The organism is Hymenobacter duratus (genome assembly GCF_014698995.1).
Taxonomy (GTDB): domain Bacteria; phylum Bacteroidota; class Bacteroidia; order Cytophagales; family Hymenobacteraceae; genus Hymenobacter; species Hymenobacter duratus.
The window spans coordinates 98197-113284 of the sequence record NZ_JACWZZ010000004.1; the positions used below are offsets into that span (position 1 = coordinate 98197).

12 protein-coding genes are annotated in these 15088 nt (G+C 60.9%); 6 read left to right on the plus strand and 6 right to left on the minus strand.

Annotated features, from left to right (window positions below):
• The first annotated feature begins 115 nt into the window (after positions 1–115).
• Positions 116–1252, plus strand: a complete 1137-nt coding sequence (locus IC231_RS16495) for a TlpA disulfide reductase family protein (RefSeq protein WP_190785600.1) — start codon at positions 116–118, stop codon at positions 1250–1252.
• A 72-nt stretch (positions 1253–1324) separates the two neighbouring features.
• On the opposite strand, the gene IC231_RS16500 is transcribed toward IC231_RS16495, so the two are convergent.
• From IC231_RS16500 to IC231_RS16515, 4 genes are all read right to left on the minus strand, one after another.
• Positions 1325–2119, minus strand: a complete 795-nt coding sequence (locus IC231_RS16500) for a hypothetical protein (protein ID WP_190785601.1) — start codon at positions 2117–2119, stop codon at positions 1325–1327.
• Positions 2120–2207: 88 nt separating this feature from the next.
• Positions 2208–2726, minus strand: a complete 519-nt coding sequence (locus IC231_RS16505; RefSeq protein WP_394368207.1) for an acyl-CoA thioesterase — start codon at positions 2724–2726, stop codon at positions 2208–2210.
• A gap of 251 nt (positions 2727–2977) precedes the next feature.
• Positions 2978–5191 carry a M43 family zinc metalloprotease gene (locus IC231_RS16510; RefSeq protein ID WP_190785603.1) on the minus strand — a complete coding sequence of 738 codons (2214 nt, stop codon included), beginning with the start codon at positions 5189–5191 and terminating at the stop codon, positions 2978–2980.
• A gap of 159 nt (positions 5192–5350) precedes the next feature.
• Positions 5351–6004 carry a protein-L-isoaspartate(D-aspartate) O-methyltransferase gene (locus IC231_RS16515; RefSeq protein WP_185889816.1) on the minus strand — a complete coding sequence of 218 codons (654 nt, stop codon included), beginning with the start codon at positions 6002–6004 and terminating at the stop codon, positions 5351–5353.
• 125 nt (positions 6005–6129) lie between these two features.
• Here IC231_RS16515 and IC231_RS16520 point away from each other — a divergent pair, with 125 nt between their 5' ends.
• The 4 genes from IC231_RS16520 to IC231_RS16535 all read left to right on the plus strand — a co-directional run bounded on the left by IC231_RS16520 (position 6130) and on the right by IC231_RS16535 (position 9545).
• Positions 6130–7599: a sugar transferase gene (locus tag IC231_RS16520; protein ID WP_211539129.1), complete on the plus strand. Its 1470-nt coding sequence runs from the start codon at positions 6130–6132 to the stop codon at positions 7597–7599.
• A 177-nt stretch (positions 7600–7776) separates the two neighbouring features.
• Complete coding sequence (locus tag IC231_RS16525; RefSeq protein ID WP_190785604.1) at positions 7777–8157, plus strand: GxxExxY protein; 381 nt, start codon at positions 7777–7779, stop codon at positions 8155–8157.
• 81 nt (positions 8158–8238) lie between these two features.
• On the plus strand, positions 8239–8829 hold the full coding sequence (locus IC231_RS16530) for a riboflavin synthase (protein ID WP_190785605.1): 591 nt from the start codon (positions 8239–8241) through the stop codon (positions 8827–8829).
• A 44-nt stretch (positions 8830–8873) separates the two neighbouring features.
• Positions 8874–9545, plus strand: coding sequence for a hypothetical protein (locus tag IC231_RS16535; protein WP_190785606.1), 672 nt, complete (start codon positions 8874–8876; stop codon positions 9543–9545).
• 208 nt (positions 9546–9753) lie between these two features.
• Here IC231_RS16535 and IC231_RS16540 read toward each other — a convergent pair whose 3' ends face one another.
• Positions 9754–12438, minus strand: coding sequence for a cation-translocating P-type ATPase (locus IC231_RS16540; protein WP_190785607.1), 2685 nt, complete (start codon positions 12436–12438; stop codon positions 9754–9756).
• Positions 12439–12851: 413 nt separating this feature from the next.
• Between IC231_RS16540 and IC231_RS16545 the strand changes: the two genes are divergently transcribed.
• Positions 12852–13877: a 2-hydroxyacid dehydrogenase gene (locus tag IC231_RS16545; protein WP_190785608.1), complete on the plus strand. Its 1026-nt coding sequence runs from the start codon at positions 12852–12854 to the stop codon at positions 13875–13877.
• 260 nt (positions 13878–14137) lie between these two features.
• Here the strand turns inward: IC231_RS16545 and IC231_RS16550 are convergent, their stop codons facing one another.
• Entirely contained in the window at positions 14138–15055 is a 918-nt protein-coding gene (locus tag IC231_RS16550) for a DUF5996 family protein (RefSeq protein WP_190785609.1), read from the minus strand.
• Positions 15056–15088 lie beyond the last annotated feature (33 nt).

Below are 15088 nucleotides of genomic sequence, written 5' to 3' on the forward strand. Positions count from 1 at the left end.
CAGCCGGACGATTGTTCTCAATTCCGGCGAAATCGGCAACTTGCAGCCGCAACCGTTGTCTTTTGCGAAACCATTGCCGGCGGGCTCGTCGGCTTTCTTACTGAATATGTTGAAAATGAAAAGTCTGCTGTTTGTTGGAGCTGTGCTGGGCATGGCCAATGCCTGCACCAAAAACACGACGCCCACCACGACCGGGGCGGCCAACACGGCTGGCTACCAGCTCAGCGGCCAACTGACCAATGCTCCCGCCGGCACGAAGGTGTACTTGGCGGAACTGGGCGAAACGCAGTTCATCTCGCGCGACACCGCTACTCTCGACGAAAAAGGCCAGTTTCGCTTCACGGGTACCGTGCCCGAGCCCGGACTTTATCAGGTGAAAACCACTGACCAGAGCCAAGTATTGCTGGCCCTGAGCAACGGCAGCACTGTAGAGCTGAGCGGCGACGCCAACAAGCTGGCCGAAACCTACACCGTGAAAGGCTCCAGGGATTCGGAGCTGCTGCAGCAGCTGAACCGCACCATGCAGCAGTCGAAGGAGCAGATGGGCAAGCTGGAGGCGCGCTACAACCAGAACGCCAACGCCAACCGCACCGACTCGATGCGGGCCATTGAGCAGCAGTTCTACCTGGCGCAGGCCCGTAGCACCAATAATGTGAAGGCCTTGGTGAAGCAGAATCCCAAGTCGGTAGTATCGGCTTTCGTGGTAGCCAACCTGATTAATCCGGAGGAGCAGTTTGGCTTCGTGGATTCCATGACCACCCAGTTCAAAACCACGCTGCCCGAGTCGCGCTACACCAAGGCGCTGGCGGCCAAGCTGGAGCCTATGCGTACTACCGCTGTGGGCTCGGCAGCCCCCGAAATCAGCCTTGCTGCCCCCGATGGCAAGACATTGCCCTTGAGCAGCCTGCGCGGCAAATACGTTCTGATTGACTTCTGGGCCAGCTGGTGCGGCCCCTGCCGCCGCGAAAACCCCAACGTGGTGAAAGCCTACAACAAGTACAAAGGCAAGGGCTTCGAAATCTACGGCGTGAGCTTCGACCAGGACCGCGAAAAGTGGCTCAAGGCCATTCAGGCCGATGGTCTCACCTGGAAGCACGTCTCGGACCTGAAAGGCTGGGAAAGCGCCGCCGGCCAGACCTACAGCATCAAGTCTATACCGGCCTCCATTCTCCTCGACCCGCAGGGCCGCATCATCGGCAAAAACCTGCGCGGCGAAGCTCTGGAAGCCAAACTGGCATCGGTGCTGAAGTAAGCACCAGTATTTCCACGAAAAAGGCCGGCTCCACATGGGGCCGGCCTTTTTCGTGGAAATACACGCTATTTCCTACAGAAACATCCGCTGCATAGACTGCCACAGCTGCTTTTTGCGGCCGGCGTCGTATTCCAGCATTTTGATTTCGCTGGCGCCGAGGAAGGCGGTGTCGCCGTAGAGTAGCACCGGCTCGTAGGGTTGGGTGGTGTACACGGCCACGTCGAGCAGGTTTTTGCCGAAAGCCAGGAACTGCTGGGCCGCCAACTGCTGGCGCAGGCTGCACAGGGCCACCGGAAACTTCTCGTGCTCCACGTTCACCAGCACCACGTCCTCCATCACCAGCCGGATGGCCTTGAGAATGTTGTTGAGGAACACGTTGCGGGGCAGCTTCTTGAACTCCTCGGGCGACACGCGCACCAGAATCAGCAGGCCGTTGGGGTTGCTGCCCAGCGTGGCAAACGGAATGTGCGCCACCGGCGACTGAGTAGGCGTGGGCTGGATACGGCCCGGCTGCGAAGGCGGCGCGGCCGGGGCCGCCGGCAGCGCCGCCAGCGTTGCCACATTGAACAGCGGCCCTGCCGCCGACATATCCGCAGCGGCCACAACCGGCGGAGCTGCTGCGGGCGGCACCACAGATGGCACTGGCACGCGGGCGGGCGGCACGGGTGCCGCAGCTACCGGTGCCGGGCGTGGTGCGGGGGCAGCCGGTACGCCAGCGGCGGCAGGAGCCGCGGCCACCGGCGCAGGTGCCGGAAGTGGGGTCGCAACCGGCGCCGGCACGGCAGCCGCAGCAGGCTCCGGCACCACATACAGCGAAACGCCGGTGTACAGATTCTGGAAAAAGGCCAGCGAGGCGGCGGTATCCATAAGTAAAGAAGCAGGGTACGGGAGTAAGATACGGCCGTTTCGGTGCTGGCCTGGCAGCCGGCCCAGCGCTGCCGGGCCGGGCTGTCGGCTACTCGATAGCAAACATGGATTTCAGCTCGGTGGCATCTTCCGGCTTCAGGCGGCCAGCCAAAAGCAGGCGGAGTTGGCGGCGGCGCAGGGCCCCATCAAACAGGGTAAGCTCTTCGGGCGTTTCCGGCACGGCCTCCGGCACGTCTATCGGGCGGCCCGACTGGTCCACGGCTACGAAGGTGAAAAAGGCTTCGTTCGACTTGAATTTGGTGCCGCTCGGAATGTCCTCGGCCCACACATCAATGTGCACTTCCATGCTGGAGCTGAAGGCCCGCGTGACCTGCGCCTGCAGCGTCACGACACTGCCGAGCTTGATGCCTTCCCGAAACGACACATTATCCACGGAGGCCGTCACGACGATGCGGTTGGAGTGCTTCTGGGCCGCAATAGCGGCGGCAATGTCCATCAGGTGCATCATGCGGCCGCCCATCATATTGTTGAGCGTGTTGGTGTCGTTGGGCAGCACCAGCTCGGTCATTATCACGAACGAGTCTTTAACGGGCTTCTGTTTGCGCATCATGCAGGAATAGTTGATTCAGAGAAGAATCCGCAAAGATAAGCGGCGGCCGGCAGGGCGTAGAGCCGGCGGCAAAATCTGTCTGCAATCCGGCTTCAGGCCTTGCATTGCGGGGTGCAACCACTGCTGGGAACGACAGCAACACCAGAAGCTGAGGCGTAAGCGTGCCGTGAGCGAAAGGCATACGCACAAAAAAAGCCCCGCTTCCATGCATGAGCGGGGCTTTTTTTAGGTACTACTCAACCGGAGGACTAGTTCACCAGCACTTTGGTTGTGAAGGTCTGCTGGCCCAGGGTCAGGTGCACGAGGTACACGCCGGCCGTTAGGGTTTTGCCATCGGCGCCCTGCAGGCGGATGGCGTGGGTGCCCGCGCCGTAGGTTTTGCCGGCAATGCTGGTCACGTCGCGGCCCAGCATGTCGGTGAGGCGCACGGCGGCGCGCTCAGCGGTGGGCAGCGTGAAGTGAACGGCCGTTTCGGCGGTCAGCGGGTTCGGATACACGCTGATGCCACGGCGGGCCATTTCGGCGTCCTGCGTGCCCAGTGGGTCCAGAATCCGCACGTTATCAATGTAGATGGGGTTGCCGGCGTTGCTGATGGCCACGAACCGCACCAGGAACCGCTGGCTGCCCTGATAAGCAGAGGACAGCGGCACGGTAATCGGCTGCCAGTCGGTCACCGAGGTAGGCGAGAAGCCTACCTGCGTCACGCTGCCTTTGGTGTTGAGGGCCGCGGCGCTGTACGTCAGCGGCGACGACCAGGTCACGCCGCAGTCGATGCTGAACGAAACCCGCAGCACATCATTGATGGTGGTGGAACGGCGGGCATACGCCCGGTCGAAGACCAGCGTAGGCGTGCTGCTGATGCTCGACAGGTTGATGTTAGGCGAAATCAGAATGCTTTCCGTGCCATCGGTCAGGAAGTTGTTGGGCGCCATCAGGTAGGCCGCGCCGTTGCTGGCTACGCCGGCCACCCGCTGCCAGCTCAGGGGCTGGTCGCCGGGCTGGTTGGAAAGCACGCGCCAGTTGCGGATAGGCGCGTTGGCGTAGTTCTGTGGGAAATTCTGGTTTTCGAACGACTCCACGAGCGGAGCCCGCTCGCCGGAATTCACTCCCTGCACCTGCACCAGCTGCGTACGCGTGAGCGTGTCGCGGCCGTTCGGCGTGATGACGATGAGCGTCACGTCGTAGGAGCCACCCGTCGGATACGTAACGGTAGGGTTGCGGGCCGAGCTGGTAGCCGGCGTGCCACCGGGGAAACGCCAGTCGTACTGGGTAGTGGCGGCGTTGTAGGTGAAATTGTAGGTGTAGTCGGTGAAGGTCAGGCTGCTGCCCTCACACACGCTGGTCGCCGACGACTGGAACGCCGCTACCGGGGCACAGGGAGCCGCCTGGAACCCGTCGCTGGTGCCGGTTTCGAGCAGGTTCTGGGCCGATACCAGCGTATTGCGGCACAGGCGCGTGAGCGAAGCCCGCATCACCATTTTCTGGCCCGTCGTGAACATCTTGGCGCAGGTGGCATAGTCCATGTAGTTCTGGACGTTGGCCAAAATGCCGTTCGGGTTGTTGTTGGGCGTGGTGGAGCCGGTGGTGCTGTTCGGGTTGCAGGGACGGTAAGTAGTAGAAGGGCAGCCCGAGGTTACGCCCGAAGTGTTCGGAGTGTCGGCAATGCCGTCGTCGAGGCCGCAGTTGGCGGGGTCACCAGGAGTATTGGTGCCGCCCCAAGTATGCGGCAAACCGAAGTAGTGACCAACTTCGTGGGTAAGGGAACGGTTGCAGAAGTTGCTGCCGCAGGAGCGCCCGATGCTGGCAAACTGCGTGTTGCGAATCACAATGCCGTCGATGCCGGTGCCGGGGCAGGGCAGGTAGGCGTAGCCGCCCGCGCCGCTGGCAATATTATCCACCACCCAGATATTGAGGTAGCGGTTCGGGTCCCAGCGGATGAGGTCCTTCACGTTGTTGCCGGCCGAAGCCGTGAGCGACGAATAAGTGCGCGTAATGCCGGTCGTGCAGTTGCCGTCGGGGTCGAGCTTGGCCAGGCGGAAGCGAAAACCCACGTTGGCGTAGAGCGGCTGGAAGGCGGCAATAACGTCGGCCGTGTCGCGGTTGGTTTTGCTGTAGTCCTCGTTCAGAATGCGAATGGCATCATCTACCTGCGCATCGGAAATGTTGGAAGCCCCGCCCTGGTGAATCACGTGCACTACTACCGGCACGGTCACGTCAGGAGTAGCCAGAATGCGGGCCTGGTCCTCGGCCGACATCATGGCGACGCCCTTGATAAAGGCGCGGTATTCCTGTTCCGCGGCCGGATTGCGCCGCCATTCCAGCTGCTGCATGCTGTCGGAGGCGCAGCGGAAGCCGTAGTACTGCTCCGGATAGCGGGTCCGAAGCTGCTGTGCCGAGGCCGAGAACTGCGTGAGCAGCACCGCCAGCAGGAGCAGCAAGTTGGGTAAACGTTTGATCTGCATTTAAACAGAGAAAAGGATGAAAAAAAGAGGAAAATCAGGGTGCCGAACCTGCCGAAAAAGAAGCCGGAAGGCCTGCCTGGCAGGTACTTCCGGTAAGGACACAGATAAGGACCGACAAGTTACAACACGGCTGCATAATTTATGCGTCGACCAGTGAGCCTAGCTGTTCCAGCCGGCCTGGCCGAGCAGCGGCACAAACCGAAACTCCTCAAACTGCTCACGGGTAAACTCTTCTTCGCTTACACGGGTCACGCGCACCATGCGCTGCACCTGTGCGTCGCCCACAGGAATGACCAGGCAGCCGCCTACCCGCAGCTGGCGTAGCAGGGGCCGGGGCAACGTAGGGGAGCCGGCCGTCACCAGAATCCGGTCGAAGGGGGCGTGCTGGGGCAGGCCCAGGGAACCGTCGCCGCAGAACAGGTGCGCCGCGCGGTGCATGTGCGCCAGGCGGCGGCGGGTGCGCTCAAACAGTACGGGCTGGTATTCGATGCTGTAGACGTGCGGCGTTAGTTCCAGCAGCACGCAGCACTGGTAGCCCGAGCCCGTCCCGATTTCTAGCACGCGGTGCTGCGGCTCGGGGGCCAGCAGCTCGGTCTGGTACGCTACCGTGTAGGGCTGCGAAATGGTCTGGCCCTCGCCAATGGGAAATGCTTTGTCTTGGTAGGCGTGCTGCTGGAAGGCGGCCTCGAAGAAAGCATGCCGCGGCACGGCTTGTACCGCACTGAGTACCCGCTCACTGCGGATGCCTTTGCGGCGCAACTCTTCTACAAGGGCGCGGCGCTGGCCACGGTGTCGGTAGGTATCGGCGTGCATAAGCAGGAGAGGAGCGAGCCAGTAGAAACCTATGGAATCCGGTTTATTGCCCTACCTTTGCTACACCCCAAAACAGGCCGCAGAGGCCCGTTGGGGCAGTTGTTCTGGTGCGAAAGTACCCATTCGTGCCCATAAAACCATCTGCTGGCTTTCCCGCCGCCCCGATTGCGCCGCCCTTGATTCGCACTATCCAACTACTGAAGCTGATAGCCGCCGACTTTCTGGCAGCCCTGTTGGCCTGGGTGTGTTTCTATATCGCACGCAAGTACCTGCTCAATGAAATGACGGGCTACCGGTTCACGGAAGGCGTGCTGTTCGACCTGACCGGCTCCGCTATTTTCATTGCCGCCTTCTGGACCGCGCTGTACGCTCTGATTGGCGAATACCGCGACATTTTTCGCAAGTCGCGCCTGGCCGAGATTATCCGGCTGGCCCGCGTATCGGTGCTGGGGGCTGTGGTTATTTTCTTCGTGCTGCTCCTCGACGACGAGGGCGTGCAGAACTACCGCTCGTACTACAAAACCATTTCTGCCTACTTCCTGCTGCATTTCACCATCACGGCCGTGCTGCGCACCTGGGCCGTGAGCAGCGTGCAGCATCTGGTGCGCAACGGCACTATTTACTTCAATACGCTGCTGGTGGGCTCCAATGCACTGGCCCTGGAAACGCTGCAGGAGCTGCGCCGCACCGGCCGCCATCTGGGCCTGAAACTGGTGGGCTACGCGCCCATCGAGGAAGGCACCGTGGACGCGGCGCTGGCGGCCGAACTGCCCGCCCGCGGTTCCTACCGCCGCCTGCCGGCCCTGGTTCGGGCGCTCAAAATCGAGCAGATTGTTATTGCCATCGAGCCCAGTGAACACCGCGTGATTGAGGAGATTCTGACGTTGCTGGAAGGCACCCCGGCTCGCGTCAGCATCCTGCCCGACCTGTACCAGATGCTGCTGGGCTCGGTGAAGGTGAGCCACGTATTTGGCACGCCGCTGATTGAAATCAAGCAGGACCTGCTGCCCGTGTGGCAGAAGGTGCTCAAGCGCGTTATTGATGTGGTGGCCTCGGCCCTGTTTCTGCTGCTGGCCTGGCCCGTGTATGCCTTCACGGCCATAATGGTAAAACTGTCGTCGCCGGGGCCGGTGTTCTACTCGCAGGAGCGCATCGGGCGGCAGGGGCATCCGTTCCGCATCTACAAGTTCCGCTCGATGTATACCGACGCCGAGAAGCAGGGGCCGTCGCTCAGCTCGGACCACGACCCGCGCATTACGCCCTGGGGCCGATTTATGCGCAAAGTCCGGCTCGATGAGCTGCCACAGTTCTGGAACGTCATCAAAGGCGACATGAGCATTGTGGGGCCGCGCCCGGAACGGCAGTTTTTCATTGACCAGATTGTGAAGATTGCGCCTCACTACCGCCATTTACACCGCGTGCGGCCCGGCCTCACCAGCCTTGGACAGGTGAAATATGGCTACGCCGAAACCGTAGCCCAGATGGTAGAACGGCTCAAGTTCGACATCCTCTACATCGAAAACATGAGCCTGGCTATGGACTTTCGCGTGCTGCTCTACACGCTCAAAATCATCATGGAAGGCCGGGGGAAATAAATCACAGATGGTGCAGAGGAAGCCGCAGATAGCGCAGACTAGTTCCGGTGAGAGATGAAAAGGGAATCGTTCTGATAGGCGAACTATGGATTTTTCTCTGTTGGTAGAATAGGCTGCGAAGGGGGATTCGGAGGCAGTTGCTTTGTCGTTTTTTCCGGCTCTACTGGCTTGTCAGTTATGGATGATTACAAGTATAAGGAACTAACCGGGGGTATTATTGGGGCCGCTATGCGCGTGCATACGCAGCTGGGAGTGGGGTTCCCGGAAGTGGTATACCAGCGCTGTTTGGCCATTGAGCTGCGGGAGAGCGGGCTGGCTTTTGAGCGGGAAGTGCAGCTGCCATTGTTCTACCGAGGTGAACAAGTGGGGAGCCGCCGGGTTGATTTCCTGGTGGAAAAAACGGTTCTGGTAGAGTTGAAGGCGGTAAGCGAAATTACCTCCCTGCATCATGCCCAAATCCTGAACTACCTTCACGCCTACAAATTGGAAGTTGCCCTACTCCTGAATTTCGGTGAGCACCGGCTTGCCTTCAAACGGTTTATCAACTCTCCACGCTGACCCAGGCACTTTCATCAAAATAAATCTCTCACCAGAACGAATCTGCGTTATCTGCGGCTTCCTCTGCACCATCTGCGATTCATGTTTACCGGCATTATTGAAACCCTCGGCACCATCACGCAGGTTCGCCGCGAAGGCAGCAACATCCATTTCACCGTGCAGTCGCCGTTTGCGGCCGAGCTGAAGATTGACCAGAGCGTGGCCCACGACGGCGTGTGCCTGACCGTGGTAGCCGTGGACGGCATGGCCGGTACCCACGTGGTAACGGCTATTGACGAGACGCTGCAGAAAACCAATCTGGCGCACTGGCAGCCCGGCCGCCGCGTGAACCTGGAGCGCTGCCTGGCCGCCAACGGCCGCTTCGACGGCCACATTGTGCAGGGCCACGTGGACCTGACGGCCGAATGCGAATCGGTGGAGGACCAGAACGGCTCCTGGCTCTACCGGTTCCGCCATGCGCCCGGCCCCGGCCGCGTGACCGTGGAAAAAGGCTCCATCTGCATCAACGGCACCAGCCTCACCTGCTTCAACTCCACCGACGACGGTTTCTCGGTGGCCATCATTCCGTATACCTACGAGCACACCACGTTCCAAGACCTGCGCCCCGGCCACCAGGTAAATCTGGAATTCGACATCGTGGGCAAGTACGTGGCCAAATTGCTGGGCAAATAGACGGCATGTGGCCTATGCGCATAGCAGCGACTATTATACTGGTATTGCTAGCCCATGTTAGCCAAGCGCAGGGCGTGCGGGGCACCTGGTACCTGATTCACCGTAGCGGGCTGGTACAGTTCACCATTGGCGCCGACAGCCTGCTGAGCAAGCGCCTTTTTCCGGACTTTTCCCCTAAACAGGAGCCGCCCACTGCCAATGGCTACGAACAGATAGTGTCTGTAGCCGACCGCCAGCTGATAATTTCCCGCAGCAGAAAAGAGCCGGCCGCTTATGCTGCAGTGGCCTTATTCGAGGTAGTGCCCGGACGGCATTTCAAGATGGCCTGGAACGCCCCAGATACTACCGCCGCTAGTGCGGCCGCCCTGGTGCAGCTGCATGCCCAAGACCGCCGGCCGCTTTTTGGCTACTACTATTTTCACCACGACTATATCGATGCGCTTCGGAAAATGAAGGCACCGGAAACCATGACCAAGCCGGATTTCGATGCCTTTCTTACCCAGTATGCCAATCGGCTGAAGGAGTCGGCTGAGACATTCAGGAAATACAATTACGGGTACGTCGCGGCTACCTACAATTTTGAGTTACTGGTGCAGGCGCTGTTTGAACAGGGATACAACCCGTTGCAGAACGTGCGTACTATGGAGACTCTTTTTAAGCGGTTCTATGATGAGCAAGGGCTGGAGGACGCCCTAAAAGCGCGAATGAAGCCCTAGCATGCCTTAGCGTGCTCCACTTGCTACGTAGGCGTTTGCGCCTGCCTGTCCCGCAGTGAGGTTACCTGGCCGGCGAGTGTATAGTAGAGAGACAATAGGCCATATTCACAGCACGTGCCCGTTCGGTTTTAGCAAGCCTCCGTGTGCATCGCCTGACTGAGGCCTCACCCTTTAGGTTGTTTTTAGAGCCGATTAAGCCTTATTTCGCTCAAACAGCTCTGGCAGCAACCCTGTCTGTAACTGCCCCTATATGGCGCGTAGGCAACTTACGCCAGCTGAAAATGCGGTGTAGCAGAGGGCCTAGCCCCAGTACGGCGCCGGCCGGAACCAGAACGAGCAACAACGCCGGAAGCGTGAGAGGTTGGATGCCCAGAAGCTGACGAAACAGAGGCAGGTAGTAGGATAGCAGCAGCAGACTGGTGCACAAAGCCAGCGCCAGCCAGACGTAGCGGTTGCGCAGTACATCATTGTCGGTGAAGTGCCGGTGCCGGCTGCCGGCCATATTGAACACGTGCACGAGCTGCGCAGCAGCCAGACCGTAGAACAGGATGGTGGTGGCCGTGGCAGGCCCGAAACCGAAGTGGTGGCGGGCCACATAATAGCAGCCCAGCAAGGCCGCTGTCATTAGTGCGGCATAGGCCCCGGCCAGTTGCCAATCCGTGGGGCGCATCATGGGGCTTTGCGGATCGTGGGGAGGCTGCTCCATGACGCGGCGGCTGCCTTTGCCCACACTCAGGGCCAGCGCCGGGAAAACATCAGTAAGCAGGTTAAGAAACAGAATCTGCAGCGGCAGCAGCACCGAATCAACTCCTGCCAGGCCCGCCGCAAGCACCACGAGCAGTTCGCTCAGGTTGCAGGAAACCAGATACAGCACAAAGCGGCGGATGTTGGTGAAAATAATGCGACCCTGCTCCACAGCCGCCACCACGGAAGCAAATGAGTCGTCGCGTAGGACCAGCGCGGCGGCTTCGCTGGCCACCTGCGTACCCCGCAGCCCCATAGCCACCCCGATATCGGCCTTCTTCAACGCCGGCGCATCATTCACGCCGTCCCCTATCATGGCCACCACATGGCCCTGCTGCTGGTAGTAGCTGATAAGGTCTAGTTTCTGGGCCGGACTGACGCGGGCAAATACGCAGGTCTGCTGGAGGCCGTGGCCGGGCACTGCAGGCTGGGCCAGCAGCGCGGCCAGTTCGCTGCCGGTGATAGTCAATTCGGCAGTTTCGGCGGCCAGATGCACCTGCCGGGCAACAGTGAGGGCCGTGGCCGGATGGTCGCCGGTGACCATCAGCACCCGGATGCCGGCCCGCTGGCAGGCCTCGATGGCTGGAATAACTTCGGGCCGGGCCGGGTCGAGAAAGGCAATCATCCCCAGCCAGGTCAGGTCCCGGACCAGGTCATGTGGGTTTTCATCGGTCTGGATGCGGTGGGCCAGGGCCAGGGTGCGCAGGCCGGTCTGGGCCAGCTGCTCGGCGCGCAGCAGCCATTCGGCCTGCTCAGCCACCGCCAACGGTAAGGCCCCCGTGGCCGCTTGCTGCCGCACGCACAGGCGCAGCACATCCTCCGCCGCGCCTTTCACCGTGACCAGGCTGCCCGCGTCGGGCTGCCGGTGCAGCGTGGCCATCAGGCGGGTATCGGAGTTGAATGGCTGCTCGGCCAGCCGCGGCATAGCCTGAACATCAGCTACTGCAAAATGACTTTCGGCGGCCAGCGCCAGCAAGGCTACTTCCAGCGGGTCGCCAAGCGCGGCTTCGGGATGCACCGACGAATAGGTTGCGTTGTTGCAGAGTACGGCGGCCCGCAGCAGCAGCTGATACGCTTCACCGGCTGCCACAGCTTGCATGTGTTCTGTAGCAGGCGGAAAGGTGATCTGGGCTTCGGGCAGCCAGACGGTATGCACTGCCATTTGGTTCTGGGTAAGCGTGCCGGTCTTGTCGGTGAAGATGATGTCGGTGCTGCCCAGCGTTTCCACGGCTGCCAGGCGCTTCACCAGTACCTGGCGGTGCGCCAGCCGCAGCATGCCGTAGGCCAGGGCCAGCGTAGCCACAATGGCCATGCCTTCGGGAATAGCCGCCACAGCCAGTACAATAGCCGTTTCCAGAAGCAGATGAACCGGCTTGCCCCGCCACAAACCCAGCAGCACGTACAGGCCAGCCAGCCCAACTGTGAGCATCACGAGTTGACGGGTAAGGCGGGCCAGCTTGGCCTCCAGAGGAGTAGCTGTGCGTTTGGCCTGCTGCATAAGCCGGGCAATTTCGCCGAGCTGCGTACCGCAGCCTACCCCCGTCACAGTGGCGCGCCCGGTGCCATTTACCACGGCTGTGCCTTTGAACAACAGCCCGCCAGTCTGCTCCGTTGGCGGAACTGCAGTAGCAGGAAGTGCTTTACTGACCGGCATCGACTCGCCGGTCAGGGTGGATTCGTTGACTTGTAGCTGCTGCGCCTCGAATAGTTGTGCGTCGGCCGCTACTACTTCGCCCGCTTCCACCAGCAGCACGTCGCCCATAGTAACCTCATCAGAAGGTATGGCGCGTATTTTCCCCTCGCGCAGTACCCGGGCGGTGGTCTGGCCCAGGCGGCGCAGGGCCGTCATGGAAGCCTGGGCATTCCATTCGAGCCAGAAACCGATACCAGCATTGATCAGAATGACGGCCAAGATGGCGTAGCCTTCCGCGTAATCATGGAAAGCAAAGGAGAAGATGGCGGCGCCACCGAGTACCGCCACGATAAGGCTGCGGAACTGCCGCAGCAGCACCCGTACCCAGGAGTCGGGGGGCGTAGCTTCTACCGCATTCGGGCCGTAGCGCTGTTGCCCTGCCCGGGCTTCGTCCTCCGTAAGTCCTAGGGCGCGCACAGGTTGCTCAATAAAATTGGGTTCAGGTATTTCGGACATCAGCAAGCGCGTAAAAGTCGGGCCGGACCAGGCACTAAGGCGTTGCGCCCGTATAAGGTAAGAAACCAGGCAGATCCATCAACCCAAGCCGGCCGTACCCGGCGGCGCAGGTCGGCGGCGGGCACAGCTTCCGACGGGGCAGGAGCGGCACCCGCAGTGCCAATAGTAGTGCCGCATACGCGCCAGGCGGGCCTGCTGTGCCCGGAACCCGGCAAGCTGAGCACCCGCATAGCAACAGGTAAGGAGCGAGTGCTGAGAAGAACAAGAAGCCTCAAGTGGGTTGGCAAATCCCTGTAAAGCTGATGATTTGCCCGGCGAGCTGTCTTGACGCACCTCATAGCCGAACATGATTCTGCTCATTCTTTTCCTGGCAGAAGACCAGGATATTTGCTTTCGTACCTCACTGCTGCCTTATGAAAACCACAGTTTTTAGCACCAAGCCTTTCGAACGGTCCTACTTGAGTGATGCTCTCGGTTCTGAGCACCCGATAAGCTTCGTTGAGGCCAATCTGACTGTCGAAACGGCGGCGCAGGCGCAGGGCTCGGAGGCGGTGGCCATTTTCAGCACCGACGACGCCTCGGCTCCGGTACTGAATGCCCTGTACGCACAGGGGGTGCGGTTTATGGCCATCCGGGCCACTGGCCACGACCAGGTAGACCTGGAGCACGCCGAGCGGCTGGGCCTGCGTGTGGCCAACGTGCCTGAGTACTCCCCGTACGCCATTGCCGAACACGCCGTAGCGCTGATGCTGGCGCTCAACCGCCGCCTCATTCAGGCTGACCACCAGCTCCGGTCCTACGACTTTCGGCTCGATGAGCTCATCGGCTTCGATTTGCATGGCAAAACCGTCGGTATTATTGGTCTGGGGCACATCGGCGGCATCGTGGCCGGTATTCTGAAAGGCTTTGGCTGCCGGTTGCTGGGCTACGACCCACTGCCCAACCCGGAGCTGGCCCAGCGCCACGGCCTGACCTATACTACCCTGGAGCAGCTCTGTGCTGAAGCCGACATTATTACCCTGCATGCGCCCATGGTGCCGCACGCCCCGTACCTGATCAATGCCGCGCTGCTGGCGCAGATGAAGCCGGGCGTCATGCTGATTAATACCAGCCGGGGAGCCGAACTCGATACCGAAGCCGCCCTGGCGGCCCTGGATTCGGGGCAGCTTGGCTACCTGGGCCTTGATGTGTATGAGCGGGAGCAGGCCTTATTCTTTCAGGATCATTCGCAGCGCCCACCCACCGATGCCGTGTTTGCCCGCCTGCTCATGTATCCCAATGTGCTCATCACCGGGCACCAGGCTTTCCTGACGCGGGAGGCGCTACGCAACATAGCGGCCACCACCCGCCAGAATCTGGATGCCTGGGCCGCCGGTCAACCACTGGCGACGGAGCTAACCCACACCACGGCGGGCCAAGTCGCCCAAACCATATCCTAGCCAGTGCTGCCACACTAGCAACGCTGGCTTTCTACCTAGTTTTCCCCACCCCATGGAACCTGTCCCAACTTCCGGCCGAGATACATTCATCATTTCCGTCTTTATGGCGTCACTGGTGCTGCTGGCCGCCATCATCCTTGGTCTGCGCTAAGCCATTGTCTGCCTATTAAAAAGCCTGCTCTTAATTGCGGTGGCGCTGTATCGGTATGCTGCTCCGGTATGCAAAGTGCATCAACGGTGCTTAGGCTGCTGTTGGCCTCTCAGCTGCGCTCCAGATTTGCCCGGTCCCAGTGGGCCAGGGTTGCCGCCGCGTCGTAGGTGCTTTGTAAAAAGCGCATAATGGCCTGGTGCGGGTCGGGCGCGGTACGCGCGGCTTCGTAGGGTAGGAAAAACTCCCCCATTTCTTTGCTGTAGAATGCCTCAGCAGGCTGGATGGCGGCCTCGGCCAGTGCTGGTAGACCGGGGTAGGCATAGCTGTAGAAGGCGGCCTCCTGCCCGTTGCCGCCGGGCCACCAGCCGGCCGCAATCTGCTCCTGTGAGTATGATTCGCGGGTTACCCAGTCGGCCAGGTGGGGGATGCCGCCGGGGTGGGGTGGGGCCGGACGGCCCGAAAAGCGCGTGACGGCCAGATCGAAGCTGCCCCAGAAGAAGTGGACCGGGCTGCACTTGCCCAGGAAGTTGCTACGAAACTCCTGCAGCACCCGCTCGGCGCTAAGCATGATGTCCCAGAACGTTTCTACGGCCGTTGCGTCGTAGGAGCGCCGGCCGTGGTCCTCGGCGAAAGGCGTGGCGTCTTCCAGCTCCACGGGCACGGGCCACAGCGTCACCTCAATGCCGGCTTCGAGTAGCAGGGCCCGGTACGCATGGTAGAAATCGGCTACGGAACGGGGCTCCAAGGCCAGTTGGTGGGTGCGTCCGTCGCAGGTGTGCACCCGCAGGCGGTGCGCCCTAAAATCAAACACGGCTTCGCAGCTGCCGGCGGCGTAAGGCATGGGCCCGGTAGAAAGCCCGCGGGGCGTGATATACAGCGGTACCTGCCACCAATGGTTGAGCATGGGGCTCAGCGCCAGGCGGGTTTTGCCCACAATCTGGGTCCAGCGGTGGAGTGTTTCGCGCGTGTCAGTCCAGGTATCAGCCGGTAAGGCCGGCCAGCGGGCGGCAGAAGGTTGAGCAGTCATAAGGAAAAGATAAAAGGAATAAACGATAAAAGA